Annotated in this window: 19 protein-coding genes; 10 read left to right on the top strand and 9 right to left on the bottom strand. The window is 61.8% G+C overall.

The features are described 5' to 3' along the window. Positions 1–412: 412 nt before the first annotated feature. The 7 genes from QK296_RS23165 to QK296_RS23135 all read left to right on the top strand — a co-directional run bounded on the left by QK296_RS23165 (position 413) and on the right by QK296_RS23135 (position 7,363). Positions 413–3,334 carry a monovalent cation/H+ antiporter subunit A gene (locus tag QK296_RS23165; protein ID WP_003192157.1) on the top strand — a complete coding sequence of 974 codons (2,922 nt, stop codon included), beginning with the start codon at positions 413–415 and terminating at the stop codon, positions 3,332–3,334. Then, positions 3,334–3,678, top strand: coding sequence for a Na+/H+ antiporter subunit C (locus QK296_RS23160; protein WP_003192163.1), 345 nt, complete (start codon positions 3,334–3,336; stop codon positions 3,676–3,678). Before QK296_RS23165 ends, QK296_RS23160 begins: the two co-directional genes overlap by 1 nt. Beyond that, the gene (locus tag QK296_RS23155; protein ID WP_003192165.1) at positions 3,675–5,357 is read left to right on the top strand and encodes a monovalent cation/H+ antiporter subunit D; all 1,683 of its coding nucleotides are present in this window, start codon (positions 3,675–3,677) and stop codon (positions 5,355–5,357) included. The genes QK296_RS23160 and QK296_RS23155 overlap by 4 nt, the downstream gene beginning before the upstream one ends. After that, complete coding sequence (locus QK296_RS23150; RefSeq protein ID WP_034133804.1) at positions 5,354–5,842, top strand: Na+/H+ antiporter subunit E; 489 nt, start codon at positions 5,354–5,356, stop codon at positions 5,840–5,842. The genes QK296_RS23155 and QK296_RS23150 overlap by 4 nt, the downstream gene beginning before the upstream one ends. Next, a complete protein-coding gene (locus QK296_RS23145) occupies positions 5,839–6,117 on the top strand; it encodes a K+/H+ antiporter subunit F (protein ID WP_003192168.1) in 279 nt (92 codons plus the stop codon). Before QK296_RS23150 ends, QK296_RS23145 begins: the two co-directional genes overlap by 4 nt. Further along, the gene (locus QK296_RS23140) at positions 6,114–6,452 is read left to right on the top strand and encodes a Na+/H+ antiporter subunit G (protein ID WP_020302326.1); all 339 of its coding nucleotides are present in this window, start codon (positions 6,114–6,116) and stop codon (positions 6,450–6,452) included. The genes QK296_RS23145 and QK296_RS23140 overlap by 4 nt, the downstream gene beginning before the upstream one ends. Positions 6,453–7,027: 575 nt before the next feature. Further along, on the top strand, positions 7,028–7,363 hold the full coding sequence (locus QK296_RS23135; RefSeq protein ID WP_192002764.1) for a DUF6124 family protein: 336 nt from the start codon (positions 7,028–7,030) through the stop codon (positions 7,361–7,363). A 218-nt stretch (positions 7,364–7,581) separates the two neighbouring features. Here QK296_RS23135 and cysS read toward each other — a convergent pair whose 3' ends face one another. Together cysS and QK296_RS23125 are read right to left on the bottom strand one after the other, a co-directional pair. Further along, positions 7,582–8,964 (bottom strand): cysteine--tRNA ligase, encoded by a 1,383-nt coding sequence (gene cysS / locus QK296_RS23130; RefSeq protein ID WP_003192173.1) that lies wholly within the window; start codon positions 8,962–8,964, stop codon positions 7,582–7,584. A gap of 15 nt (positions 8,965–8,979) precedes the next feature. Next, positions 8,980–10,680 (bottom strand): glutamine--tRNA ligase/YqeY domain fusion protein, encoded by a 1,701-nt coding sequence (locus QK296_RS23125; protein WP_003192174.1) that lies wholly within the window; start codon positions 10,678–10,680, stop codon positions 8,980–8,982. A gap of 238 nt (positions 10,681–10,918) precedes the next feature. Here QK296_RS23125 and QK296_RS23120 point away from each other — a divergent pair, with 238 nt between their 5' ends. Beyond that, positions 10,919–11,425: a peptidylprolyl isomerase gene (locus QK296_RS23120; RefSeq protein ID WP_003192175.1), complete on the top strand. Its 507-nt coding sequence runs from the start codon at positions 10,919–10,921 to the stop codon at positions 11,423–11,425. Further along, positions 11,422–12,171: a UDP-2,3-diacylglucosamine diphosphatase gene (gene lpxH / locus QK296_RS23115; RefSeq protein WP_003192177.1), complete on the top strand. Its 750-nt coding sequence runs from the start codon at positions 11,422–11,424 to the stop codon at positions 12,169–12,171. The genes QK296_RS23120 and lpxH overlap by 4 nt, the downstream gene beginning before the upstream one ends. A 138-nt stretch (positions 12,172–12,309) precedes the next feature. Here lpxH and QK296_RS23110 read toward each other — a convergent pair whose 3' ends face one another. The 7 genes from QK296_RS23110 to QK296_RS23080 form a co-directional block, all read right to left on the bottom strand. Then, positions 12,310–13,839 (bottom strand): DHA2 family efflux MFS transporter permease subunit, encoded by a 1,530-nt coding sequence (locus tag QK296_RS23110; RefSeq protein ID WP_003192178.1) that lies wholly within the window; start codon positions 13,837–13,839, stop codon positions 12,310–12,312. Then, entirely contained in the window at positions 13,839–15,038 is a 1,200-nt protein-coding gene (locus tag QK296_RS23105) for an HlyD family efflux transporter periplasmic adaptor subunit (RefSeq protein ID WP_003192180.1), read from the bottom strand. Before QK296_RS23105 ends, QK296_RS23110 begins: the two co-directional genes overlap by 1 nt. A 15-nt stretch (positions 15,039–15,053) precedes the next feature. After that, positions 15,054–16,505: an efflux transporter outer membrane subunit gene (locus QK296_RS23100; RefSeq protein ID WP_072446066.1), complete on the bottom strand. Its 1,452-nt coding sequence runs from the start codon at positions 16,503–16,505 to the stop codon at positions 15,054–15,056. Beyond that, positions 16,502–16,975, bottom strand: a complete 474-nt coding sequence (locus tag QK296_RS23095) for a MarR family transcriptional regulator (protein ID WP_003192182.1) — start codon at positions 16,973–16,975, stop codon at positions 16,502–16,504. Before QK296_RS23095 ends, QK296_RS23100 begins: the two co-directional genes overlap by 4 nt. Before the next feature lie 275 nt (positions 16,976–17,250). Continuing rightward, positions 17,251–20,937 carry a translocation/assembly module TamB domain-containing protein gene (locus tag QK296_RS23090; RefSeq protein WP_282391335.1) on the bottom strand — a complete coding sequence of 1,229 codons (3,687 nt, stop codon included), beginning with the start codon at positions 20,935–20,937 and terminating at the stop codon, positions 17,251–17,253. Next, the gene (locus tag QK296_RS23085) at positions 20,937–22,664 is read right to left on the bottom strand and encodes an autotransporter assembly complex family protein (RefSeq protein WP_003192185.1); all 1,728 of its coding nucleotides are present in this window, start codon (positions 22,662–22,664) and stop codon (positions 20,937–20,939) included. Before QK296_RS23085 ends, QK296_RS23090 begins: the two co-directional genes overlap by 1 nt. A 64-nt stretch (positions 22,665–22,728) precedes the next feature. Then, the gene (locus tag QK296_RS23080; protein ID WP_044274026.1) at positions 22,729–23,379 is read right to left on the bottom strand and encodes a GNAT family N-acetyltransferase; all 651 of its coding nucleotides are present in this window, start codon (positions 23,377–23,379) and stop codon (positions 22,729–22,731) included. A gap of 166 nt (positions 23,380–23,545) precedes the next feature. Here QK296_RS23080 and xthA point away from each other — a divergent pair, with 166 nt between their 5' ends. Then, positions 23,546–24,358 (top strand): exodeoxyribonuclease III, encoded by an 813-nt coding sequence (gene xthA, locus QK296_RS23075; RefSeq protein WP_047711179.1) that lies wholly within the window; start codon positions 23,546–23,548, stop codon positions 24,356–24,358. The last annotated feature ends 45 nt before the right edge of the window (positions 24,359–24,403 follow it).

The following is a 24,403-nucleotide window of genomic DNA, read 5'->3' as shown; positions in this document are numbered from 1 at the left end:
CTAAGTGGCCGTTACCGCAGCAATGGATATGTACACAATCCAACTGTGTTGACTGCCATGACGCCTTCGCGAGCAAGCCCGCACACAGTTGGATTGTGGGGTGTCAGGTAGAGAAGTGTCGGCTGATAGGCCGCCATCGCAGGCAAGCCAGCTCCCACAATTGGATCGTGGGTGTCAGGGAGACAAGCGTCGACTGTCAGGCCGTCACGGGAGCAAGCTCCCTCGCCACAGGTACGGCGTCGCTGCAGATAACGGCGCCCACAGAGGTCGGCATTTCAATTCAAGGGCAGGTCCAAACAGTGCCAAATGGGAAGTTTCAGCCTACCTTGTAGGATCCTGCCACATCTTGCCGTTTGGTGATCGTGAAAGCGGCACGTATGATGCATCCCAAACTCCCGCAGATTAGAAGCCTATGTCCCTGATAGTTCTACTGCTTCTGCCTTTTATCGGCAGCTGTCTGGCGGCCTTGCTGCCGCATAACGCACGTAACACCGAATCCCTGTTGGCCGGCCTTGTGGCACTGGTCGGTACTATTCAAGTCGCCCTGCTCTACCCCCAGATCGCCCACGGTGGCGTGATCCGCGAAGAATTCATGTGGTTGCCCAGCCTGGGGCTGAACTTCGTGTTGCGCATGGATGGGTTTGCCTGGCTGTTCTCGATGCTGGTGCTGGGCATCGGCACGCTGGTGTCGCTGTATGCGCGTTATTACATGTCACCGGACGACCCGGTGCCGCGTTTCTTTGCGTTTTTCCTGGCGTTCATGGGCGCCATGCTTGGCCTGGTGATCTCCGGCAACCTGATCCAGATCGTGTTTTTCTGGGAACTGACCAGCCTGTTTTCGTTCCTGCTGATCGGCTATTGGCACCACCGTGCCGATGCGCGGCGGGGTGCGTACATGGCGCTGATGGTCACCGGCGCAGGTGGCCTGTGCCTGTTGGCGGGAGTGATGCTGCTGGGGCATATCGTCGGCAGCTATGACCTGGACCAGGTGCTGGCGGCGGGCGATCAGATTCGCGCGCACTCGCTGTACCCGGTCATGCTGGCCCTGGTGCTGATCGGCGCCTTGAGCAAAAGCGCGCAATTCCCCTTTCATTTCTGGCTGCCCCACGCCATGGCGGCGCCCACTCCGGTTTCAGCCTACCTGCATTCGGCGACGATGGTGAAGGCCGGCGTGTTCTTGCTGGCCCGCCTGTGGCCGTCGCTGTCCGGCAGCGAAGAATGGTTCTGGATCGTCGGCGGTGCCGGCGCCCTCACTCTCCTCCTCGGCGCTTACTGCGCCATGTTCCAAAACGATCTCAAGGGCCTGCTGGCCTATTCCACCATCAGCCACCTCGGGCTGATCACCCTGCTGCTGGGCCTCAACAGCCCACTGGCTGCAGTTGCCGCTGTATTCCACATTCTCAACCACGCCACCTTCAAGGCTTCGCTGTTCATGGCCGCGGGCATCATCGACCACGAAAGCGGCACGCGGGATATCCGCAAGCTCAGCGGGCTGGTGCGCCTGATCCCGTTTACCGCGACCCTGGCGATGGTCGCCAGCGCGTCCATGGCGGGGGTGCCGTTGCTCAATGGCTTCCTGTCCAAAGAGATGTTCTTTGCCGAAACCGTGTTTATCTCGTCGACCCAATGGGTGGAAATCGCCCTGCCGCTGATCGCGACCATCGCCGGTACGTTCAGCGTGGCCTATGCCTTGCGCTTTACCGTGGATGTGTTCTTCGGCCCGCCCGCCACCGACTTGCCGCACACGCCCCACGAGCCGCCGCGCTGGATGCGCGCCCCGGTTGAGCTGTTGGTGTTCACCTGCCTGCTGGTGGGGATTTTCCCGGCCCAGGTGGTCGGTTCGATCCTCGCCGCTGCCGCCCTGCCGGTGGTGGGCGGTACGCTACCGGAATATAGCCTGGCGATCTGGCACGGCTGGAACGCACCGATGATCATGAGCCTGGTGGCGATGACCGGCGGCGTGGTGCTGTACCTGCTGCTGCGCAAGCAACTCAAGCGTGGCCGCTTCGAATACCCGCCGCTGATCGGCTACTTCAACGGCAAGCGCGGTTTCGAGCGCTGCCTGGTGGTGATGATGCGCGGCGTGCGCCGCATCGAGAAACGCATCAGCACCAAACGCCTGCAAACCCAGTTGTTCCTGTTGGTGCTGCTGGCGGTGATCGGCGCAATGATCCCGATGATCAACAGTGGCCTCAGTTGGGGCGACCGCCCGAAAATCCCGGGCTCCATCGTCTTCGTCACCCTGTGGTTGCTGGCGATTGCCTGCGCACTGGGTGCCGCCTGGCAAGCCAAGTACCACCGGCTGGCGGCCCTGACCATGGTCAGCGTGTGCGGCCTGATGACCTGCGTCACCTTCGTGTGGTTCTCGGCGCCGGACCTGGCCCTCACCCAATTGGTGGTGGAAGTGGTCACTACCGTGTTGATCCTGCTTGGCCTGCGCTGGCTGCCACGGCGTATCGAGGAAGTTTGGCCATTGCCCAACACCTTGCGCAAGGCGCGAATTCGCCGGGTGCGTGACTTGCTGCTGTCCACCGTAGTCGGCGGCGGCATGGCGCTGTTGTCCTACGCGATGCTGACCCGCCAGACGCCCAACGATATCTCCTCGTTCTACTTAAGCCGTGCCCTGCCCGAAGGCGGCGGCAGCAATGTGGTGAATGTGATGCTGGTGGATTTCCGTGGCTTCGACACCTTGGGCGAAATCACCGTACTCGGCGCCGTGGCGTTGACTGTTTACGCCCTGCTGCGCCGCTTCCGCCCGTCCAAGGAAAGCATGCAGTTGCCGGCGCAACAGCGCCAATTGGCACCGGACGTGGCCACCGACCTGGTCAACCCGCGCCAGGCCAGCGACACCGCCCTGGGCTTCATGATGGTGCCGGCGGTGCTGGTGCGCCTGCTGCTGCCGATCGCGCTGGTGGTGTCGTTCTACCTGTTCATGCGTGGCCACAACCAACCGGGTGGTGGTTTCGTCGCCGGGCTGGTGATGTCGGTGGCGTTTATCCTGCAATACATGGTTGCCGGCACCCAGTGGGTCGAGGCGCAGATGAGCCTGCGGCCGATGCGCTGGATGGGCTTCGGCCTGCTGTCGGCCACCTTGACCGGGCTGGGTGCGCTGTTCGCCGGGTACCCGTTCCTCACTACGCATACCTGGCATTTCAGCCTGCCGCTACTGGGCGATATTCATATCGCCAGTGCGCTGTTCTTTGACGTCGGCGTGTACGCCATGGTCGTGGGCTCGACCCTGTTGATGCTCACCGCCCTCGGCCACCAGTCGGTACGCGCGCATAAACCGAGCAACCAGCCCAAAGTGGTTGCTGCAACCGAAGGAGCCGCCTGATGGAAGAAGTCATCGCAATAGCCATTGGGGTCCTGGCGGCCTCCGGCGTCTGGTTGATCCTGCGGCCACGGACGTTCCAGGTGGTCATGGGTTTGTGCCTGCTGTCCTACGGCGTCAACCTGTTCATCTTCAGCATGGGCAGCCTGTTTATCGGCAAGGAGCCGATCATCAAGGACGGCGTGCCCCAAGACCTGCTCAACTACACCGACCCACTGCCCCAGGCCCTGGTGCTCACGGCCATCGTGATCAGCTTCGCCATGACCGCGTTGTTCCTGGTGGTGCTGCTGGCATCCCGGGGCCTGACCGGCACTGACCATGTAGACGGCCGGGAGCCCAAGGAATGACGTGGATGAATCAACTGATCGTCGCGCCGATCCTGCTGCCGCTGCTCACCGCCGGGCTGATGCTGATGCTGGGCGAGAAACGCCGCCCGCTCAAAGCCCAGATCAATCTGTGCTCCAGCATCGTCGGCCTGGGCGTGGCCATCCTGCTGTTGTACTGGACGCAACAAGGCGGCCCCGGCTCCATTGGCGTGTACCTGCCGGGCAACTGGCAGGTGCCGTTCGGCATCGTGCTGGTGGTGGACCAATTGTCGGCGATGATGCTGGTGCTTACCGGGGTGATAGGCGTCAGCGCGCTGCTGTTCGCCATGGCACGCTGGGACCGTGCGGGCACCAGCTTCCATGCCCTGTTCCAGATCCAACTGATGGGGCTGTACGGCGCCTTCCTCACCGCCGACCTGTTCAACCTGTTCGTGTTCTTCGAGGTGCTGCTGGCCGCCTCCTACGGCCTGATGCTGCACGGTTCAGGCCGCGCGCGGGTGTCGTCGGGGCTGCATTACATCGCGATCAACCTGCTGGCGTCGTCGCTGTTCCTGATCGGCGCGGCGATGATCTACGGCGTCACCGGTACGCTGAACTTCGCCGACCTGGCGTTGAAAATACCGCTGGTGCCGGAGGCCGATCGCGGCCTGTTGCATGCTGGTGCAGCGATCCTGGCGACGGCGTTCCTGGCCAAGGCCGGCATGTGGCCGCTGAACTTCTGGCTGGCGCCCGCCTATTCCTCGGCCAGCGCGCCGGTGGCGGCAATGTTCGCGATCATGACCAAGGTCGGCGTGTACACCGTGCTGCGCCTGTGGACCCTGCTGTTCTCCGGCCAGGCCGGCGCCTCGGCGCTGTTTGGCGGCGACTGGCTGGTGTACGGCGGCATGGCGACCATCATTTGCGCGGCACTGGCGATGGTGGCGGCGCAGCGCCTGGAGCGCATGGCCAGCCTGAGCATCCTGGTCTCGGCCGGGATCCTGCTGTCGGCCGTCGGGTTTGCCCAGCCGAGCCTGACCGCTGGGGCGCTGTTCTATCTGGTCAGCTCCACCCTGGCACTGAGTGCGCTGTTTTTGCTGGCGGAGCTGATCGAGCGTTCGCGTTCGGCCAACGACCTGCCGCTGGATGAGGAGATTGATGCGCTGCCCAAAGCCATGGAATCGCTGCATCCGCGTCCTGGCGTGAACCTGGACGATGAGCAAAAAGCAGTGATTGGCCAGGTCATCCCCTGGACCATGGCTTTCCTGGGCCTGAGCTTTATCGCCTGCGCGCTGCTGATTATCGGCATGCCACCGCTGTCCGGGTTTATCGGCAAGCTCAGCCTGTTGAGCGCGCTGATCAATCCACTGGGCCTGGGCAACGCCGTGGACGAATCGATCCGCCCAGCGGCCTGGGGCCTGGTGGCGCTGCTGATTCTCTCTGGCCTGGCCTCGCTCATCGCTTTCGCCCGCCTCGGCATCCAACGCTTCTGGACCCCGGAAGAACGCCCATCACCGCTGCTGCGCCGCTACGAGTGTGTGCCGATCTTCCTGCTGCTGGGGTTGAGCATAGCGCTGACCTTCAAGGCCGAAGCGCTGATGCGCTACACCCAGGCCACCGCCGAAAGCCTGAACAACCCGGAACACTACGTGATGGCAGTGCTCGCGACCCGGCCAGTGCCCAGCCCTGAAGCCAAGGCCGCCGCCCTGGAGGTGCAGCCATGAAACGTCTGTTCCCTGCCCCCTGGTTGTCGTTGGCGTTGTGGGTGTTGTGGCTGGTGCTGAACCTGTCAATCAGCCCTGGCAACCTGCTGCTGGGCGCACTGCTGGGCTTTCTCGCGCCGCTGATGATGGCGCCATTGCGCCCGTTGCCGATCCGCATCCGTCGCCCTGGGGTGATCGTGCGCCTGTTCTTCCGGGTTGGCCTCGACGTGATCATCTCCAACCTGCACGTGGCCTGGGGCGTACTCACCTGTGGCTCACGCCCACCGCGCTCACGCTTTATCAAGATCCCCCTGGACCTGCGCGACGCCAACGGCCTAGCCGTGCTGGCGATGATCACCAGCGTGACCCCCGGCACCGTGTGGTCGGAACTGGCCCTGGACCGTAGCATCCTGCTGCTGCACGTCTTCGACCTGGATGACGAGGCCTCGTTTATCCAGCAATTCAAGCACGCCTACGAACGGCCCCTGATGGAGATCTTCGAATGAGCGCCCTGCTCGCCAATGCGATCCTGTTCAGCCTGTTCCTGTTCTCCCTGGCCATGGTGCTGACCCTGGTGCGCCTGTTCAAAGGCCCCTCGGCCCAGGACCGGGTACTGGCGCTGGACTACCTGTACATCCTGGCGATGTTGATGATGCTGACCCTGGGTATTCGCTATGCCAGCGACACTTACTTTGAAGCGGCGCTATTGATCGCGCTGTTCGGCTTCGTCGGCTCGTTCGCCCTGGCCAAATTCCTGCTGCGTGGCGAGGTGATTGAATGATGCCGTTATGGGTTGAAATTATCGTGGCGGCGTTGCTGCTGCTCAGCAGCCTGTTTGCCTTGATTGGCGCGATTGGCTTGCTGCGGATGAAAGAATTTTTCCAACGCATGCACCCACCGGCACTGGCCTCGACGCTGGGGGCGTGGAGCGTGGCGTTGGCGTCGATCATCTACTTTTCGGTGCTCAAGTCCGGGCCGGTGTTGCATGGCTGGCTGATTCCGATTTTGCTCGCGATCACCGTGCCGGTCACCACACTGCTGCTGGCGCGAACGGCCTTGTTCCGCAAACGCATGGCCGGTGATGACGTCCCCGCCGAAGTCAGCAGCCGCCGCTGATTCTTCAGGCGAATTCAGTAAAAATGTGGGAGCTGGCTTGCCTGCGATAGCGGTTTATCCGTCACAGCATCATTGACTGAAATTCCGCTATCGCAGGCAAGCCAGCTCCCACATTTGGTTTGGCGCCAGGCAATCGAGCGGATACGCGCCGCCCATTGCGCCAGCTCAGCATCATCCCGCTACGCGCCACACCGGGGAGCGCCCGGTCGATCAGTAAAACGGTTCTTGGTGATAACCATTACCTCAGCTGGCACCTGATCCATCCAGGCATTGAGCTCCAGCCAGAAATTTCCGACAGCGTTTTAGGGTTGCCCCTCGGAAGATCCCTGCCTAATCTTCGGCGGTCGCTGCAAATTCAGCGACCGGGTTTCGCAGCCCGGTTAAACTCTAGACGCACAGCGTCCACCTCAAGATAGCGGGCGCTTTTTTATGCCTGATGTTATGGCGGCTGTGCGCGGGATACCTTCGGGTATGCCGGGTGCCTAGAGTCCCGGTCTGCGAACCTGCGTACAGCTGCCACCCCAATATCGTTTCGCAGCGATGGGTGGTGACTCCAATACTCTAGGAGCTTCGCCATGATTAAAGACAATCCTAATCCGCCTTCAGATTCAATCACGCTTCACACTGCTGCTCATCGAGCAATCAACCACTATCTGAACCCGTCTGAGAAACCAGAGCCGTCTGCTGAGGGCCATGGCTTGTTTACCGTGCGCGAAGGACTAGACGTCGAGACGCTGCTGGTCAACGCATCTGAGGATCTAGCGTCGGTTCATGCACTGGCAAGCCACTTGGCTTTTGAGATCGAAGGCAATCCTCGCAGCGTCGCCCTGGGGATTTGTCGGATGCTGGAGGGGATCCAGTTAATGGTGGATAAAACACTAAGCCTCAAAGACCATCCAACTCACATATAAATCTGAAACCGAAGAGTTCGCAAAGTGGGCACGGTAAAAAATGTGGGAGCTGGCTTGCCTGCGATTGCGGCGGGTCAGCCAACATTTTCGGTAACTGACACTCCGTCATCGCAGGCAAGCCAGCTCCCACAGTGGATCGAGTGAAACGTTAAACAGTGTGCAAAAAAACGCCCCGAACCAGTCGGGGCGTTTTTTGTTCAGCGTGCAGCTATCAACGGTCAGTCAGCCAACCGCCACGTCGTCCCGCCCTTGCCGTCTTCCAACACCACACCCATCGCGGTCAGTTGGTCGCGGATACGGTCGGATTCCGCCCAGTCTTTATTGCTGCGAGCCGCCAGACGCGCCTGGATCAGTGCATCTACCTCAGCGGCATCCACACGCCCTTCAGCGCCCGCTTGCAGGAAGTCATCAGCCTCCATCTGCAACACGCCCAGCACGCTGGCCAGTTCTTTCAGGCGTGCCGCCAGGCCCGCCGCTGCGTCGATATCGGTCTCGCGCAAGCGGTTGATCTCGCGCACCATTTCAAACAGTACGGCGCAGGCTTCCGGGGTGCCGAAGTCGTCGTTCATCACTTCGGTGAAGCGTGCCACGAAGGCTTCGCCGCCAGCAGGCGCCACCGCGGGCAGGCCTTTCAACGCGTGGTAGAAACGCTCCAGGGCACCCTTGGCGTCCTTGAGGTTGTCTTCGGAGTAGTTGATGGCGCTGCGGTAGTGGCTGGACACCAGCAGGTAGCGCACCACTTCCGGGTGGTACTTTTCCAGCACGTCGCGGATGGTGAAGAAGTTGTTCAAGGACTTGGACATCTTCTCGCCATTGATGCGGATCATGCCGCAGTGCATCCAGGCGTTGGCGTAGGTCTTGCCGGTGGCGGCTTCGCTCTGGGCGATTTCGTTTTCGTGGTGCGGGAACTCCAGGTCGCTGCCGCCGCCATGAATGTCGAAGGTCTCGCCCAGGCAGCAGGTGGACATCACCGAGCATTCGATGTGCCAGCCCGGACGCCCGGCGCCCCAGGGCGACTCCCAGCTTGGCTCGCCCGGCTTGGTGGCCTTCCACAGCACGAAGTCGAGCGGGTCCTGCTTGGCTTCGTCGACTTCGATACGCGCGCCGATGCGCAGGTCTTCGATCTTCTTGCGCGACAGCTTGCCGTAACCCATGAACTTGGCGACGCGGTAGTACACGTCGCCGTTGCCCGGGGCGTAGGCGTAGCCCTTGTCGATCAAGGTCTGGATCATCGCGTGCATGCCAGGGATGTGGTCCGTGGCACGCGGCTCCATGTCCGGCTTGAGGATGTTGAGGCGCGCCTCGTCCTCGTGCATGGCGGCGATCATGCGCTCGGTCAGCGCATCAAACGACTCGCCGTTTTCGTTGGCACGGTTGATGATCTTGTCGTCGATGTCGGTGATGTTGCGCACGTACGTCAAGTCATAGCCACTGAAACGCAACCAACGGGTCACCAGGTCGAAGGCAACCATGCTGCGGCCGTGGCCGATGTGGCAGTAGTCGTACACGGTCATGCCGCACACGTACATGCGCACCTTGTTGCCGTCCAGCGGTTTGAAGACTTCTTTGGTCTTGCTGAGCGTGTTGTAGATCGTTAGCACGATGTTTCCCTTAAATCACTGGCCCCACGAATCTCGCAAGGTCACGGTACGGTTGAATACCGGAGCACCAGGTTTCGAGTCCTTGATATCCGCGCAGAAGTAACCTTCGCGCTCGAACTGGAAACGGTCTTCCGGCTGTGCGTCGCCAAGCGATGGCTCGGCACGACAACCAGTGAGTACTTGCAGGGAGTCAGGGTTGATGTTGTCGAGGAAACTGGCGCTGTCTTCAGCCTTTTCAGGGTTGGGCGAGCGGAACAGACGATCGTACAGGCGCACTTCGCACTCGATGCTGGCAGCGGCCGGTACCCAGTGGACCACGCCCTTGACCTTGCGGCCTTCAGGGTTCTTGCCCAGGGTGTCCGGATCGTACGAGCAGCGCAGTTCGACGATGTTGCCGTCGGCGTCCTTGATCGCTTCGTCCGCACGGATCACGTAGCTGCCGCGCAGGCGCACTTCGCCGTTCGGCTCCAGGCGCTTGTAGCCTTTTGGCGGCTCTTCCATGAAGTCGTCACGGTCGATGTAGATCTCGCGGGCGAACGGCAATTTTCGCACGCCCAGCTCTTCTTTCTGCGGGTGACGCGGCAGTTCGAGGTTCTCGACCTGGCCTTCCGGGTAGTTGGTGATCACGACTTTCAACGGACGCAGCACGCACATGGCGCGCGGTGCATTGGCATCCAGGTCCTGACGGATGCTGAATTCGAGCATGCCGAAATCGACCACGCCGTCGGAGCGGTTGGTGCCGACCATGTCGCAGAAGTTGCGGATCGACGCCGGGGTGTAGCCACGGCGACGGAAGCCCGACAGTGTGGACATGCGCGGGTCATCCCAGCCATGTACGTGCTTTTCATCCACCAGTTGCTTGAGCTTGCGCTTGCTGGTGATGGTGTAGTTCAGGTTCAGGCGGCTGAACTCGTACTGACGCGGGTGCGCCGGTACCGGCAGGCTGTCCAGGAACCACTCGTACAGCGGGCGATGGCTCTCGAACTCCAGGGTGCAGATGGAGTGGGTGATGCCTTCGATGGCGTCCGACTGGCCGTGGGTGAAGTCGTAGTTGGGGTAGATGCACCACTTGTCACCGGTCTGATGGTGGTGGGCATGGCGGATACGGTACATGATCGGATCGCGCAGGTTCATGTTCGGCGAGGCCATGTCGATCTTGGCGCGCAACACGCGGGCGCCGTCCGGGAATTCGCCGGCGCGCATACGGTTGAACCAGTCCAGGTTCTCTTCCACCGAACGGTCGCGGAACGGGCTGTTCTTGCCTGGCTCGGTCAGCGTGCCCCGGTACTCCTTGGCCTGCTCCGGGGTCAGGTCGTCCACATAGGCCTTGCCGGCCTTGATCAGCTCGACGGCCCAGTCGAACAACTGGTCGAAATACTTGGAGGCATAGCGCACTTCACCGGACCATTCGAAGCCCAGCCACTTGATGTCGCTTTCGATGGCGTCGATGTATTCCTGGTCTTCCTTGGCAGGGTTGGTGTCGTCGAAACGCAGGTGCGTGACGCCACCGAACTCCTGGGCCAGGCCGAAGTTCACACAGATCGACTTGGCGTGGCCGATGTGCAGATAGCCGTTGGGCTCAGGTGGGAAACGGGTGACGATCTGCGTGTGCTTGCCCGAATCCAGGTCCGCCTGGATGATCGGGCGCAGGAAATTGACCGGGACGGCAGGTCCGGCCTTGGTATTCGAGGTAGGGTCGACAGTGGGCTTGCTCATAGGATCCTTGAACAGACAGGTTCATGGCCGGTTGGGGCCAGACAAAACAAAGGGCTTATCATAGCTGATGCTGTCAAGGCGCTGACAGGGCTCAGGTGCATTTAACGCACCACTGGTAAAAAACCACCTCGAAATTCCTGCCGGGCAGGCTAAACTGCGCGCCTTGGCCGTCGTTTAGCCAGACAGGTAAGGTGCCCACGCGCCCACACCCACGAATTCCCTGAAAAGAGTAGTGAACATGACTCAAGTCAAACTGACCACCAACCACGGTGACATCGTCATCGAGCTGAACGCCGATAAAGCGCCGATCACCGTCGCCAACTTCATCGAATACGTCAAAGCCGGCCACTACGAAAACACCGTTTTCCACCGTGTCATCGGTAACTTCATGATCCAGGGCGGCGGTTTCGAGCCTGGCATGAAAGAAAAGAAAGACAAGCGTCCAAGCATCCAGAACGAAGCGGACAACGGCCTTTCCAACGACAAGTACACCGTCGCCATGGCCCGTACCATGGAGCCGCATTCGGCCTCCGCGCAGTTCTTCATCAACGTCGCCGACAACGCCTTCCTGAACCACAGCGGCAAAAACGTGCAGGGTTGGGGCTACGCGGTGTTCGGTAAAGTCACCCAAGGCACCGACGTTGTCGACAAGATCAAAGGCGTATCGACCACCTCCAAGGCCGGTCACCAGGACGTTCCAGCCGAAGACGTGATCGTCGAGAAAGCCGAGATCATCGAAGCGTGATATTGCTGATTTCAGATTTGCATCTGGAAGAGGAACGCCCGGACATCACCCGGGCGTTTCTGGATCTGCTCCACGGCCGCGCCCGTGGGGCCCAGGCGTTGTACATTCTGGGGGACTTCTTCGAAGCCTGGATTGGCGACGATGGCATGACCCCCTTCCAGCGTTCCATCTGCGAGGCTTTGCGTGAGCTGAGCGACAGCGGCACCCCGATTTTCATCATGCACGGCAACCGCGACTTCCTGATCGGCAAGGCGTTCTGCAAAGCGGCAGGCGCCACCTTGCTCAAGGACCCGACTGTCGTGCAGTTGTATGGCGAGCCTGTGCTGTTGATGCACGGCGACAGCCTCTGCACCCGCGACCTCGGCTATATGAAGCTGCGGCGCATCCTGCGTAACCCGATTGTGCTGTTTATCCTGCGCCACCTGCCCTTGGGCACCCGCCATAAACTGGCGCGCAAGCTGCGCAGTGAGAGCAGCGCCCAGGTGCGCATGAAGGCCAATGACATCGTCGATGTCACGCCTGAAGAAGTGCCACGGGTGATGCAGCAGTTTGGCGTGCGCACCCTGGTCCACGGCCATACCCACCGCCCCGCCATCCATAAGTTGCAGATCGGCGACCAGGCGGCCAAGCGCATTGTGCTGGGGGACTGGGACAAGCAAGGCTGGGCATTGCAGGTGGATGAGCAAGGCTTTCAACTGGCGGCGTTTGACTTCGTCAATCCGCAGTTGGCGCTGCCTGGCGCATAACCCTCTGGCACAACACCGATCAACCTGTGGGAGCTGGCTTGCCTGCGATAGCATCACCTCGGTGCATCTGATACACCGAGGTGTCTGCATCGCAGGCAAGCCAGCTCCCACACTTGATTGCATTCCAACTTTTGCGGATCAGTGCCCCGATGCCGCCGGCCCCGCTTTTGCGGTAAACGGCGGTTTGGCCAGCCACACCAGCAACATCAAGCCCATGAACATCCACCCCAGCAACGTGAAGTAATCCACGGTGGACATCATGTACGCCTGGCTGGTGAGAATCTGGTCCAGCTGGGTATAGGCCTTCTGCCCTGCCCCGCCCAGCGCCTGCAACGCATCGCGGGTGGTCGAGTCGTAGACGGTCATGTTCTCGCTCATGTAGGCATGGTGCTGGTCGGCCCGGCGGATCCAGATCCAGGTGGTCAGCGACGCCGCGAAGCTGCCGCCCAAGGTACGCAGGAAGGTCGCCAGCCCCGCGCCGTCGGCAATCTGGTGCGGCGGCAGGTCGGACATCAGGATGCTCAAGGTCGGCATGAAGAACAGCGCCACGCCGATGCCCATGAACAGCTGCACCATGGCGATGTGGGTAAAGTCCACTTCGTTGGTGAAACCGGCGCGCATGAAGCAGCTCAAGCCAATCGCCAGGAATGCCAGGCCCGCCAGCAGGCGCAGGTCAAACTTGTGCGCGTACTTGCCCACGAATGGCGACATCAGCACCGGCAAAATGCCGATGGGCGCCACTGCCAACCCGGCCCAGGTGGCGGTGTAGCCCATCTGGGTTTGCAGCCACTGCGGCAGGATCAGGTTGATGCCGAAAAAGCCCGCATAACCAAGGATCAACACAATGGTGCCGATCCGGAAGTTACGGTGCGCGAACAGCCGCAGGTTGACCACCGGGTGCTTGTCGGTCATCTCCCAGATCACGAACACCGCCAGGGCGATCACCGAAATGGCCGCACCGATGATGATGAAGTTGGACTCGAACCAGTCCAGGTCATTGCCCTTGTCGAGGATGATCTGCAAGGCCCCCACCCCGACAATCAGGCTCAGCAGCCCAACGTAGTCCATCGGCTGGTAGCTGGTGACCACCGGGCGTTTTTTCAGCTGCGCACGCACCACCATCACCGCAAAAATCCCGATGGGTACGTTGATGAAAAAGATCCACGGCCAGCTGTAACTGTCGGTGATCCAGCCACCGAGGATGGGACCCGCAATCGGCGCTACCACCGTGACCATCGCCAATAACGCCAAGGCCATGCCGCGCTTGGCCGGTGGGTAGACCGCAATCAACAGCGTCTGCGTCATCGGGTACAACGGCCCGGCGACCAAGCCTTGCAGCACACGAAAGCCGATCAACTCAGGCATAGAGGTAGAGATACCGCACAGGAACGACGCCAGCACAAACAGCAGGGTCGCCCACAAAAACAGCTTCACCTCGCCAAAGCGCCGGCTCAACCAACCGGTGAGCGGCAAGGCGATGGCGTTGCTCACCGCAAACGAAGTGATCACCCAGGTGCCCTGCTCCGAACTCACCCCCAGGTTGCCGGAGATCGTCGGCAACGCCACGTTGGCGATGGTAGTGTCGAGCACCTGCATAAAGGTCGCCAGCGACAGGCCAATAGTGGCCATCAACAGGCTGGGTGGCGTGAACGAGGCGTTATTGCTCATCAGCGTTGCGCAGCCTTGGGAGCGGCGACGCTGTTGTCATGGATCAACTGGTTGATCATGGCATCGGCCTCGGCCAATTGGCGGTCATACACGTTGGTGGTGAACGAGGCTTTTTGCGGCGCCTGTTGCGCCAGCACCGGGCCGCTCTGGTCGTGCAGGTCGACGTTGACCACGGTGCTCAAGCCCACGCGCAGCGGGTGCTTGGCCAGCTCTTCGGCGTTGATGTGGATGCGCACCGGTACCCGCTGCACGATCTTGATCCAGTTGCCGGTAGCGTTCTGCGCGGGCAGCAAGGCGAACGCGCTGCCGGTGCCGGCGCCGAGGCTGTCGACGGTGCCGCTGTACTTCACGTCGCTGCCGTAGATGTCCGACTCAATATCCACCGGCTGGCCGATGCGCATATCGCGCAGTTGGGTTTCCTTGAAGTTGGCGTCGATCCACAGCTGGTCCAGCGGGATTACCGCCATCAGCGCGGTGCCAGGCTGCACGCGTTGGCCCAGTTGCACAGTGCGCTTGGCCACGTAGCCGGTAACCGGCGCGATCAAGGTGCTGCGCGCATTGGTCAGGTACGCCTGACGCAGTTGCGCAGCGGCGGCTTGCACGTCGGGGTGGGACGAAATCACCGTGTCATCCACCAGCGCATTGGTGGTTTTCAGTTGTTGCTCAAGGTTGGTCAAGGCGTTCTTGGCGGCGGTCAGGCTGTCGCGGGCGTGGGACAGTTCTTCCTGGGAAATCGCGCCGCCCTGGGCCAGGGTTTTACGGCGGTTGTAGTTGTCCTGGGCGGTTTGCACATCGGCTTTCTGCGCATTGACCTGGGCTTTCATGCCATCGACGTTGCTGTACAGGCCGCGTACCTGGCGCACGGTGCGGGCCAGGTTGGCCTGGGCACTCTGCAGGCCGACGGCGGCGTCGTTGGGGTCGAAGTTGATCAGCACCTGGCCTTCGTGGACCAGGTCGCCATCGTCGGCGCCAATGCTGACCACGGTGCCGGTGACCAGCGGGGTGATTTCCACCACGTTGCCGTTCACATAGGCGTCATCGGTGCTTTCATTGAAGCGCCCGTAGAACTCATACCAGGCCCACACGCCCACCACACTCAGGATGACGATCAGCGCCAGGCCGATCAGCATCACTTTGCGTTTGCGGGGGTTGGTGTCGTTGGGTTGTTCGGTTGCGTTGTTGCTGTCGGCAGTGGCCATGACAAATACCTCAAATTATTCCGTGCGTGTTGCGGGGGTGGTCGCGGCCACGCTGTTGGCGTGGTACCCGCCACCCAGGGCCTGCATCAATTGAATCGACAGGTCGATCTGCGCCGCATTCAGGGTGGCCAGCTGACGCTGGGCCTGCAGCAATTGCTGCTCGATGCTGAGCACATCCAGGTAGTTACCGATGCCTGAGCTGTAGCGTTGCACCCCGGTGTCGTAGGACTGCTGCGCGATGTCGGCCGCGTGTTGCTGGGCCTGGATCTGCCGGCCCGTATCACGCAATTGCGAAAGGCTGTTGCCGATATCACCCAAGGCTTGCACCAGGGTTTTGTTGTACTGGGCCACGGCCAGGTCGTAGTCGGCGTCGCGGGCATCGAGATCAGCACGCAGGCGGCCGCCGTCAAAGATCGGCAGCGAAATCGTCGGCGCAATGTTGAAGAAGCGGCTGGCCGAACCGAACATCGCATCGCCCAGCAACGACTCGGCACCTGCGCTCGCGCTCAGGTTGAGGTTGGGGTAGAAGCGGGTCTTGCTGGCGTCGATGTTCTTGCTCGCGGCCTCTACGCGCCAGCGTGCGGCAACCAGGTCCGGGCGACGGCCGAGCAACTCGGCAGGCAGCACCGCGGGCACGGCCACGGCGCTGGGTTTGAGCACCGCTGGGCGGGCCAACTCGTCGCCACGGTCCGGGCCTTTGCCGAGCAATACGGCGAGAGCGATCTTGGCGCTTTGCAGTTGTTTTTCCGCGTCAATCAGTTGCGACTGGGAGCTGGCTTCCAGGCTCTCGGTCTGCTGGAACTGGTATTCGCTGTCGATACCGGAACTCAGGCGGCGTTTGCTCAGGTCGAGCATCTGGCGGGTGCGCTTGAGGTCATCGACGGCCAGGTCACGCACGATATGGGCCTGGCCCAGGTCGCTGTAGGCCTTGGCCACGTTGGCGGCCAGGGTCAGGCGCGCAGCCTGCTGGTCGACTTCGGCCGCGCGGGCCTCGCCCAACGCGGCTTCCCACGCGGCGCGCTGGCCGCCCCAGAGGTCGAAGTTGTAGTTGAAGCTGGCGCCGATGTTACGCACGGTCGAATAGGCATCGCCCTGCCCGCGAGGGTCCTGGTCCTTGGCCAGGCGCGAACGGCTCACGCCAGCGCTGGCATCCAGGGTCGGCATGCGCGCCGCGTTGGCGGCATAGGCCGCCGCTTCGGCCTGATGGGCGCGGGCGTCGGCGACTTGCATGTCGGGGCTGTTTTGCAGGGCTTCCTGGATCAGGCCGTCAAGCTGCGGGTCGCCCAGGCTTTTCCACCAGTCAGCGGCCGGCCAGGCCGCGCTCGACAGCGTCACGCCGCTGAGGGATTTGCCGGTGTGCAGGGTATTGGCGTCGAGGCGCTGGCCCTGGGTGTCGAGGCCGCTGTAGTTGGCACAACCGGCCAACGTCATCGCCGCCAGCACCAGGCTGAATGCGCGTGTATTCATGATCGACCTACCCGCTGGATCGTGATGGGGTCACCCGCAGCGATCAGCATTTTTTTCAGGATCCGCTCCAGGGTTTCCAGCTCGCCCGGCTCAAGCACGCCGGCCAACTGGTTGAGGGCCTTGGCGCCAATGTGCGGCAGCATGTCCGCCAGGCGCTGGCCCTCGGTGGTCAGCACCAACTGCACCTGGCGCCGGTCCAGCTCGGAGCGCTTGCGGCTGAGCAGGTCTTTTTGCTCCAGCCGGTCGAGCATGCGCGTCATCGAACCGCTGTCCAGGGACAGGTTGCGGCACAGCTCCGCCGGGGTATCGACGCCGAACTGGGCCATGATGATCAACACCTTGAACTGCGCGGCGGTAATGCCGTGGGGTTCCATATGGGTGTCGATGATGCGGTCCTTGAGAATCGCAGCGCGGCCCAGCAACAGGCCGAGGTGGCAGTTGTGGAAGTTGTCAGGGGTGAAGTGAGGCATCGAAAGTCACCTTATTACTGCCTAGGCAGTGAATGTGTGACGAGATGTTACTGCTTAGGCAGCGAATGTCAAATGGAATAATTAGGTTGCTTGGTAGTTGAGTAACTTAGAGCCTTGGGCAGCAATCAACTCAGGGAGAGTCCAGTTAAGGCTTTTTGTAGGAGCGAGCTTGCTCGCGAAAAACTCACGGGCGCCGCGTGCATTCAGGATGCACGCGTTATCGTTGACGTTTTTCGCGAGCCAGCTCGCTCCTACATTTTTTGACCGGGCAAGGCTTAGAAATCGCGCTTGTAAAAGATATCCAGGGAGCTGGCCACACCCGTCGCCACTTCCAGGTACACCTTCTTGCTCAGCAGGTAGCGCAAGGCAATGGTGTTGGCCGGTTCGAACACCCCTACCCCATAACGCAGGCTGAGCTTCTCGTTGATCTTGCCGCTGGCCACCACCGCAGTACTGTTGCCGGTGCCTTGGGTGTCCAGATCAAAATCCTGAATCCCCAGCTTATTGGCGATATCCGTGGTCACCCCGGCGCTGCCCATCAAGCCCAGGCCCAGGGCGGCTTCGGCGAGCATGTTGTTGTCTTCGCCGGTGTTGGTGCGCGAACGGCCCAGCACCAGGTACGACAGCGCATCTTCCTGGGCCATGGTCGGCTCGTAGAAGATCTGTGTGGTGGGCTGTTCGGCGCTGCCACTCAGGCGAATACCGGCGGTCACGGTGCGCGACGATTCGACCACCACGCGCACAGCTTCGATATCCAGGAACGGTTGGTCCAGCGGCCCGGCAAACAACAGCCGTGCACGCCGCACGTTGAGGCGCTGGCCGTAGGCACGGTAGCGGCCGTCGTTGAGCCACAGCTCGCCACGGGTGTCCATGTTGTCGCCGATATGCACATGGCCCTGGACCTTGGCGGTGAGGCCGAAGCCGGCGAAGTTGAGCTGGTCTTCGCCTACCTCCACGTCGATATCCATGGCCATGGCCATCGGCGCTTTGCCCTCTTCGGTCTGGCTGCCAATGATCACGGTGTCGTCGGACACCTTGACCGTCGAAGGCGGCAGTTCGCGCACGGTGATGTCGCCACGGGGGATGTGGACTTTGCCGGCAATCGCCAGTTTGTCGTCCTTGAGGCTGATCTTCAGGTCGGGCGCCACTTCCAGCTTGGCGTAGGGTTCCACGGTGACTGGCAGTTGCGAGCCTTTGAGGCTGAGGTCGACCACCAGGGCACGGCCCCAGTCGATCTGCCCCGTGAGGCTGCCCTGCCCGGCCTTGCCGCTGTGCCAGCCGCCGTTGAGCTGCACGCTTTCACCGGCGATCTGCGCCTGCAGGTTCAGGCCCTCGAGGCTGATGGGCAACTCCGGCCCGGAGACTTCACCGTCCACCAGGTTCAGGTTGCCGTTGACCTGCGGCGCGAGCAACCCGCCGGAGATGCGGCCGCTGCCGTTGAGCTTGCCGGTGAGTTTTTCAACCATTGGCACAAAGGGCCGCGCCACGGCGAGGTCCAGGCCAGTAAGGCTGAAGTTGCCGGTGATTGGCTTGTTGTTCGGCAGCGGGTTGATCTGCGCCTGCAACAGCAACTCGCCGAGCTTGCCGCCATGAAAGTTGAGCTGAGTGTCGATGCGCTTGGGATTGAGGGTGGTTTCCAGCTTCAGGGTGTTGTAGGGGAAATCCAGCCATTGGCCCTTGTCACGCACGCGCAAGGTGCCACCGCTGGCATCTACCGCTACCACACCCTTTGGGCCGCTTTCAGGCAGGTCAAGCTGCACGTCAGCATTGAGCTTGCCCTGCCAGGCGAAGTCTTTGGGCAAAAATGCCGCAAGGCTGTCGAGGGGAAATTGCTTGAGGTGGTAACGCAACTTCGGCTCGGGCATCAGGCGCTGGTCTTCCCCACACAGGCTGGCGCCGCCGGAGACCCAGCAGTGCGCGCCGAAGGTCAGCTTGCCATCGGCCAGGCGTTCGATCTTCGCCGGGGCTTGCAGCCGCCAGTCCTGGCCACCGGCTTGCACGTCGCCACTGGCCAGGCGCCCGCGCCAGTTGTCTTTGTCGAGGTTGCCATCCAGGGCCAGAGCCAGTTTGACCAGCGGGCCGGTCAGGGCCAGTTGGACCTTCTGGTTCTTGATGTCGCCCTGGGCGTTGGCGGTAAGGTTGCCGACTTGCGTCTCGCCGCTTTGAATGCCGTTGGCCTTGAGGTCGAGCTTGGCGCGCTGGGCGCTATCGAGGTTGGCGTCCAGGTTGAGGCTTTGCAGGCGGTTGTCGGCAAAGGCCAGTTGCTGGCCCTTGAGGTCGAGCTTGCCTTGAGGCGCTTTCAAGGTGCCGGCCACCTCGACACGCCCGTTGACTTGCCCACGCAGTTGCGGCCAGAGCTGGGCCAGGCGTGCCAGCTTGATGTCGATCTGCCCGGCCAGGCGCTGTTGCAGGCTGCCGCTGCCGTTGATGCGGTTATCGCCCAGGCGGATGTCCAGGTTGGCGAGGGTCCATTGTTCGCCAGCGCCTTCGGCCTTGGCCGCGAGCACAGCGGTTTGGCCACGCAGGCGGCCCTTGAGGTCGAGGTCGGCGTTGAGCTTGAGCTGCTCATTTTTGAACTCGCCTTTGCTGCGCAGTGGCCCGGCCAGGGTGCCGGGCAGCTCCGCGATCCAGTAGGCCGGGTTCAGCGCCGACAGATCCAGCGCGGTGTCCCAGGCAATGCCGTCGGCAAATTGCAGGTTCAGGTGGCCTTCGGCCTTGCCCTGGCCGGCACTCAGCTTCAGCTCAGGCAGGAAGACTTGCTTGAGGTCGCCACTGAAGGGGGTGACCACATTGAACTTGCCCGCCGGGCCGTCGAGGTCAGCCTTGAGATTGCCCAGGTAGTTGCCGTCTTTATAGGAGATTTCACCGTTAAAGGTGCGCAAGGCCACTTGCGGTTCGTCGATGACCGGATAGAGGCGATGCCAGGGGAAGTCCAGCCAGTCGATCTTGGCGTCAGCACTGAAGCCTTGCTGCCAGTCCAGGTTGGCACTGAGCTTGAGGCTTTGCTTGTCACTCGCCGTCAGGTCCAGGCCGGCAATCTGCGCGCCCTTGGCGTCAACCTTGCCCTTGAGCAGTAAATCCACCGGGCCTTTTTCGGCCGGTAGCACGGCCTTGCCCAGCAACTGGTAGCCATTGCTCAGGTCACCTTTGGCGCTCAGGTCCAATTGGTTGAGTTGCAGGGTATCGGGCAGGTCTGCGCTGGGTTTGAACGACTCGGAGGTGATGTGCACCTGCGCCGGCAGGTTTTCCGCCAGGGGTTGCAGCTCGCCAGTGAGCTTGGCCGGCAGGTAGCCGCTGCTGTCGGCGTCGAGCTTGAGGGTTTTGAGCAGGTCGCCGTCGAGCTTGAGGGCGATGGTCCAGGGTGCTCCGCCCGGCGCATAGGGCAAGCTCAGGTTACCGGTGGCATTCAGCGGCCAATCGCCGTTGGGTTGCAGCAGGCCGGCGAGGTCCAGCACCAGGTCATCGCGCTGTAGATGCACCGCGTCGATCTGCAGGCCGGCGGTAGTCCAGTGCGCCGCCAGTTGCAGGCCCTTGAGTTCTTCATTGCCGTTGAACAGCAGGCTGCCGATGCGCACATCGCCCAACTGCAGGGCAACCGGCAGCTTCAGGTCGGGCAGTTGAATCGGCCCGCTGTCGCTCTCTTCGGCACTGGGGGCGAATTCCAGGCTGACCTGTTCCACATCCAGTCGGTTGATGCACAGGGTCATGCGCAGCAGGCAGCCGGGCGACCATTCAAACGTAGGGGCATTCAACTCGACGCGGCTGCCATCCTGCTGCCACAGCAGATGGTCGGCGCTCCACTGCCCGCCCAAACGGCCCTGGAAATTTTCCACGCTCAAACCTGGCACCTGGCCCAGGGCCCAGCGACTGCCCGCCTGGGTGCCGAGCACCGACCACAGCGCCAACAACAGCAAGGCGAGGATGGCGACCAGCGCCAGCCCCGCTATTTTCAAACCACGCATCACAGCTCAGGCCCCATGGAAAAGTGCAAGCGAACGCCGCCCGGATCTTCGAGGGCATGGGCCAGGTCGAGGCGAATCGGCCCCACTGGCGACACCCAGCGCACGCCGACGCCCACGCCGGTTTTCAGGCTGGGCAAGTCGAGGTTGTTGAAGGAGTTGCCCTGGTCGACAAAGGTCGCGATACGCCATTTATCGGTGATGGAATATTGATACTCGGCGCTCAAGGCCACCATGTAGCGGCCACCGATGCGGTCGCCGCGATCGTTCTCGGGCGACAGCGTCTGGTACTCGTAGCCGCGCACGCTCTGGTCGCCACCGGCAAAGAAGCGCAAGGAAGGCGGCACGGATTTGTAGCCATTGGTGGCACTGCCGCCAAATTGCGCACGGCCCAGGAAGCGGTGGTTGTCCCACAAGGTGGTCAGGCCCTTGATAGTCGCCGTGCCGTAAAGCAGGTTGGTGTCGGACCCCGCGCCCTCCTTGGCGACCTTGGTGTCGAACATCAGGCGGTAGCCGTGGTGCGGGTCGATGCGGTTGTCGCTGCGCAGGTAGGAATAACTCACGCCCGGCATCAGCAGGTTACTCAGACCCGAATCATTGCCCAGACGATATTCTTCGCGCTGGTACTTGAGGGAGATCACCCGGGTCCAGCCACTGGGCAATTTGCTGTGCCATTCGGGGCCGATGGTGAGCAGCTTGCTCAGGGTGTCGGTGTTGGCGATTTCTTCATTCTGGTAGCCGCCGGCAAAGCGCAGTTTGTCGGTGAGCGGCGGGTCGAGCGGGATGTCGTACCACAGCCCGACGTTCTGCCGTGGCGCCGACAGTTCGGCTTCCCAGCCATAACTGTGGCCCTGGGGGTTGACCCAATGGCGCGTCCAGTTGGCTTTGCCCCGTGGGCCGACGTCGGTGGAGTAACCCAGGCCCAGGCCCATGGTGCGCGGCTTGCGGGTGTCCAGTTGCACCGCCACCGGGATCACGTCATCGGTGGCGGCGGTGGGGCTGGCGTCGACGCGCACGCCTTCAAAGAAGCCGCTGGCTTGCAGGTTCTGATTGAGTTCGGCGACCAGTTCGGAGTCATAGGGCGTGCCGGGTTTGAACGGCACCATGCGCTGCAACAGCTCTTCATCAAAGGGCGTGTCGCCGGTGAAGCTGACCTTGCCCATGCTGTAGCGTGGGCCGCTGTCGTAAATGAGTTCGATGTCGGCCACGCCCGCTTGAGGGTCTACGGCAAGTTTCTGGCTGGTGAAGCGCCCACTGAAAAACCCGTAGCGCGAGGCCTGGTTCTGGATCAGGCGCTTGGCGTCTTCGTAATGGCCGTGGTTGAGCACGGCGCCGGATTTGAGGTCGTCGCTGGCGGGCACGCGAAAGGCCTTGAGGCTCGCAGCCGGGCCATCGACTCGCAGGGTCACGTTGCGCAAATGCACCGGTTCGCCGGGGTCGATGGTGAGGGTCAGGCGCGGGTTCTTGCCGCCTTTCACATCGCTGGCGATCTGTGGCTGATAGTAGCCCAAGGCCTGCGCGGCTTTACGCGCCTGCTCCTCGGCGCCACGGCTGAACCGCAGCAAAGCTTCTTCATCACGATCGCCTACCCCGCCGATATAGCCTTCGATGTTGGCTTTCAGCGCGTCGTTTGAGGGTTTGATCCGCACGTCCAGTTCGCTTTGCGCCAAGGCGCCGCAGCTTGTGAACAGCAGAATCAAGCCGCTGGTAAATCTTCCTGGAAACTTCATAGGCGCGGATGCTACACGAGCGGGAGAGGAACTTTGAACCAGGATTAGTCTGAATAATTCTGTTCTAAGCCGTTGCAGGATGTAACGCCTGGGGATTGGGATGGAAAAACACATGCTCGCGCACCGGCCCTACGGCGACTTCGCCGATTTCCTCATAACCCTGGCGCTTGTAGAAATCCAGGTAGCGCGAGTTGCCGGTGTCGAGCACCACGCCGGATGAATGCGGGTCGTCGGCGCACCAATTGTGTACCGCTTCCAGCAACTGCTCACCATGGTGCTTGCCCTGGAACTGCGGGTGAATGCCCAGCAGCGGCAGCACATGCACCGACTCGGTGGGCAGGCATGCCATGACGGCATGATGGTATTCCAGGTAACGCCGCGTACCCCGCACGCCGGTACTCAGCCACATGCGGATTTGCCACGCCCAGCTTTCGGTGATGCCCAGGCGCCGCTGGGGCGGTGCAATCAAGGCGATGCCGATCAGCCGGTCGTTGACGAACAGGCCGATGGCCGGGAGTTTCTGAAAGAAGTGCTGCTTGACCAGTTCGCGCACCGTGGCACGTACTCGCTGCTCATAGCCCGACCGCTCGGCTTCGAAGATGTAGGCGAAGGTCGGCTCATGGCGATACGCCTGGTACAGCAGGGATCGCGCTTCGCGGGAGTAACCGCTATTGAGCAGGCGGATTTCGGCAGTGGCCGTCGAAGTGTCTGGCATAACAATCAATCTCCCTGGGCGCCACTCAAACATGGCGTTCTTATGGGTACGAACCTGCACAGCTCCAGTCGTTCCCACATTAGCAGCGCATTCATCCTACCGCCACGCTGGCCCCCGTCCGACTTGTCGGCTAGCATCGCCCTTTTGCCAGACTGGACTGCCGACCATGAAAATCGTCTCCTTCAATATCAACGGGCTGCGTGCTCGCCCTCATCAGTTGGCGGCGCTGATTGAAAAGCATCAACCGGACGTGATCGGTTTGCAGGAAACCAAGGTCCACGATGATCAGTTCCCGTTGGCCGAAGTGCAGGCCCTGGGTTATCACGTGTACTACCACGGGCAGAAAGGCCACTACGGCGTGGCCCTGCTCTCGCGCAAAGAAGCGTTGAGCGTGCACAAAGGCTTTGCCAGCGATGAAGAAGACGCCCAACGCCGGTTTATCTGGGGCACCTTCGCCGACGAAAACGGCCAGCCGGTAACCATCATGAACGGCTACTTCCCCCAGGGCGAAAGCCGCGACCACCCAACCAAGTTCCCGGCCAAGCAGCGCTTCTATGCAGACTTGCAGCACCTGCTGGAAACCCAGTTCAGCAACGACCAGGCGCTGGTGGTGATGGGCGACGTGAACATATCCCCACAAGACTGCGACATCGGCATCGGCGCCGACAACGCCAAGCGCTGGCTGAAAACCGGCAAGTGCAGCTTCCTGCCGGAAGAGCGCGAGTGGATGGAGCGCCTGAAGAACTGGGGCCTGGTAGACAGCTTCCGCCACCTCAACCCGGATGTGACCGACCGCTTCAGCTGGTTCGATTACCGCAGCCGTGGGTTTGAGGACGAGCCCAAGCGCGGGCTGCGCATTGATGTGATCATGGCATCCACCGGGTTGGTGCCACGGGTCAAGGATGCGGGGGTGGATTACGACCTGCGCGGGCTGGAAAAACCGTCGGACCATGCGCCGATCTGGTTGGAACTGAGCTGACCTCAAAAATAGATTGTAGGAGCGAGCTTGCTCGCGAAGAACTTG

The organism is Pseudomonas sp. AL10 (assembly GCF_029960685.1).
In the GTDB taxonomy this organism is placed as follows: domain Bacteria; phylum Pseudomonadota; class Gammaproteobacteria; order Pseudomonadales; family Pseudomonadaceae; genus Aquipseudomonas; species Aquipseudomonas lactis.
This window is presented reverse-complemented; position numbering and strand designations above follow the sequence as displayed.

Bases quoted from the DNA above. Each gene is read 5' to 3' on its own strand.
- QK296_RS23080 (WP_044274026.1), bottom strand. From the start codon at position 23,379: ATGCCAGACACTTCGACGGCCACTGCCGAAATCCGCCTGCTCAATAGC.
- QK296_RS23120 (WP_003192175.1), top strand. From the start codon at position 10,919: ATGACTCAAGTCAAACTGACCACCAACCACGGTGACATCGTCATCGAG.
- QK296_RS23155 (WP_003192165.1), top strand. From the start codon at position 3,675: ATGACGTGGATGAATCAACTGATCGTCGCGCCGATCCTGCTGCCGCTG.
- QK296_RS23085 (WP_003192185.1), bottom strand. From the start codon at position 22,664: ATGAAGTTTCCAGGAAGATTTACCAGCGGCTTGATTCTGCTGTTCACA.
- QK296_RS23150 (WP_034133804.1), top strand. From the start codon at position 5,354: ATGAAACGTCTGTTCCCTGCCCCCTGGTTGTCGTTGGCGTTGTGGGTG.
- QK296_RS23090 (WP_282391335.1), bottom strand. From the start codon at position 20,937: ATGCGTGGTTTGAAAATAGCGGGGCTGGCGCTGGTCGCCATCCTCGCC.
- QK296_RS23165 (WP_003192157.1), top strand. From the start codon at position 413: ATGTCCCTGATAGTTCTACTGCTTCTGCCTTTTATCGGCAGCTGTCTG.
- QK296_RS23125 (WP_003192174.1), bottom strand. From the start codon at position 10,680: ATGAGCAAGCCCACTGTCGACCCTACCTCGAATACCAAGGCCGGACCT.
- QK296_RS23160 (WP_003192163.1), top strand. From the start codon at position 3,334: ATGGAAGAAGTCATCGCAATAGCCATTGGGGTCCTGGCGGCCTCCGGC.
- xthA (WP_047711179.1), top strand. From the start codon at position 23,546: ATGAAAATCGTCTCCTTCAATATCAACGGGCTGCGTGCTCGCCCTCAT.
- QK296_RS23110 (WP_003192178.1), bottom strand. From the start codon at position 13,839: ATGAGCAATAACGCCTCGTTCACGCCACCCAGCCTGTTGATGGCCACT.
- QK296_RS23140 (WP_020302326.1), top strand. From the start codon at position 6,114: ATGATGCCGTTATGGGTTGAAATTATCGTGGCGGCGTTGCTGCTGCTC.
- QK296_RS23095 (WP_003192182.1), bottom strand. From the start codon at position 16,975: ATGCCTCACTTCACCCCTGACAACTTCCACAACTGCCACCTCGGCCTG.
- QK296_RS23105 (WP_003192180.1), bottom strand. From the start codon at position 15,038: ATGGCCACTGCCGACAGCAACAACGCAACCGAACAACCCAACGACACC.
- QK296_RS23145 (WP_003192168.1), top strand. From the start codon at position 5,839: ATGAGCGCCCTGCTCGCCAATGCGATCCTGTTCAGCCTGTTCCTGTTC.
- QK296_RS23135 (WP_192002764.1), top strand. From the start codon at position 7,028: ATGATTAAAGACAATCCTAATCCGCCTTCAGATTCAATCACGCTTCAC.
- QK296_RS23100 (WP_072446066.1), bottom strand. From the start codon at position 16,505: ATGAATACACGCGCATTCAGCCTGGTGCTGGCGGCGATGACGTTGGCC.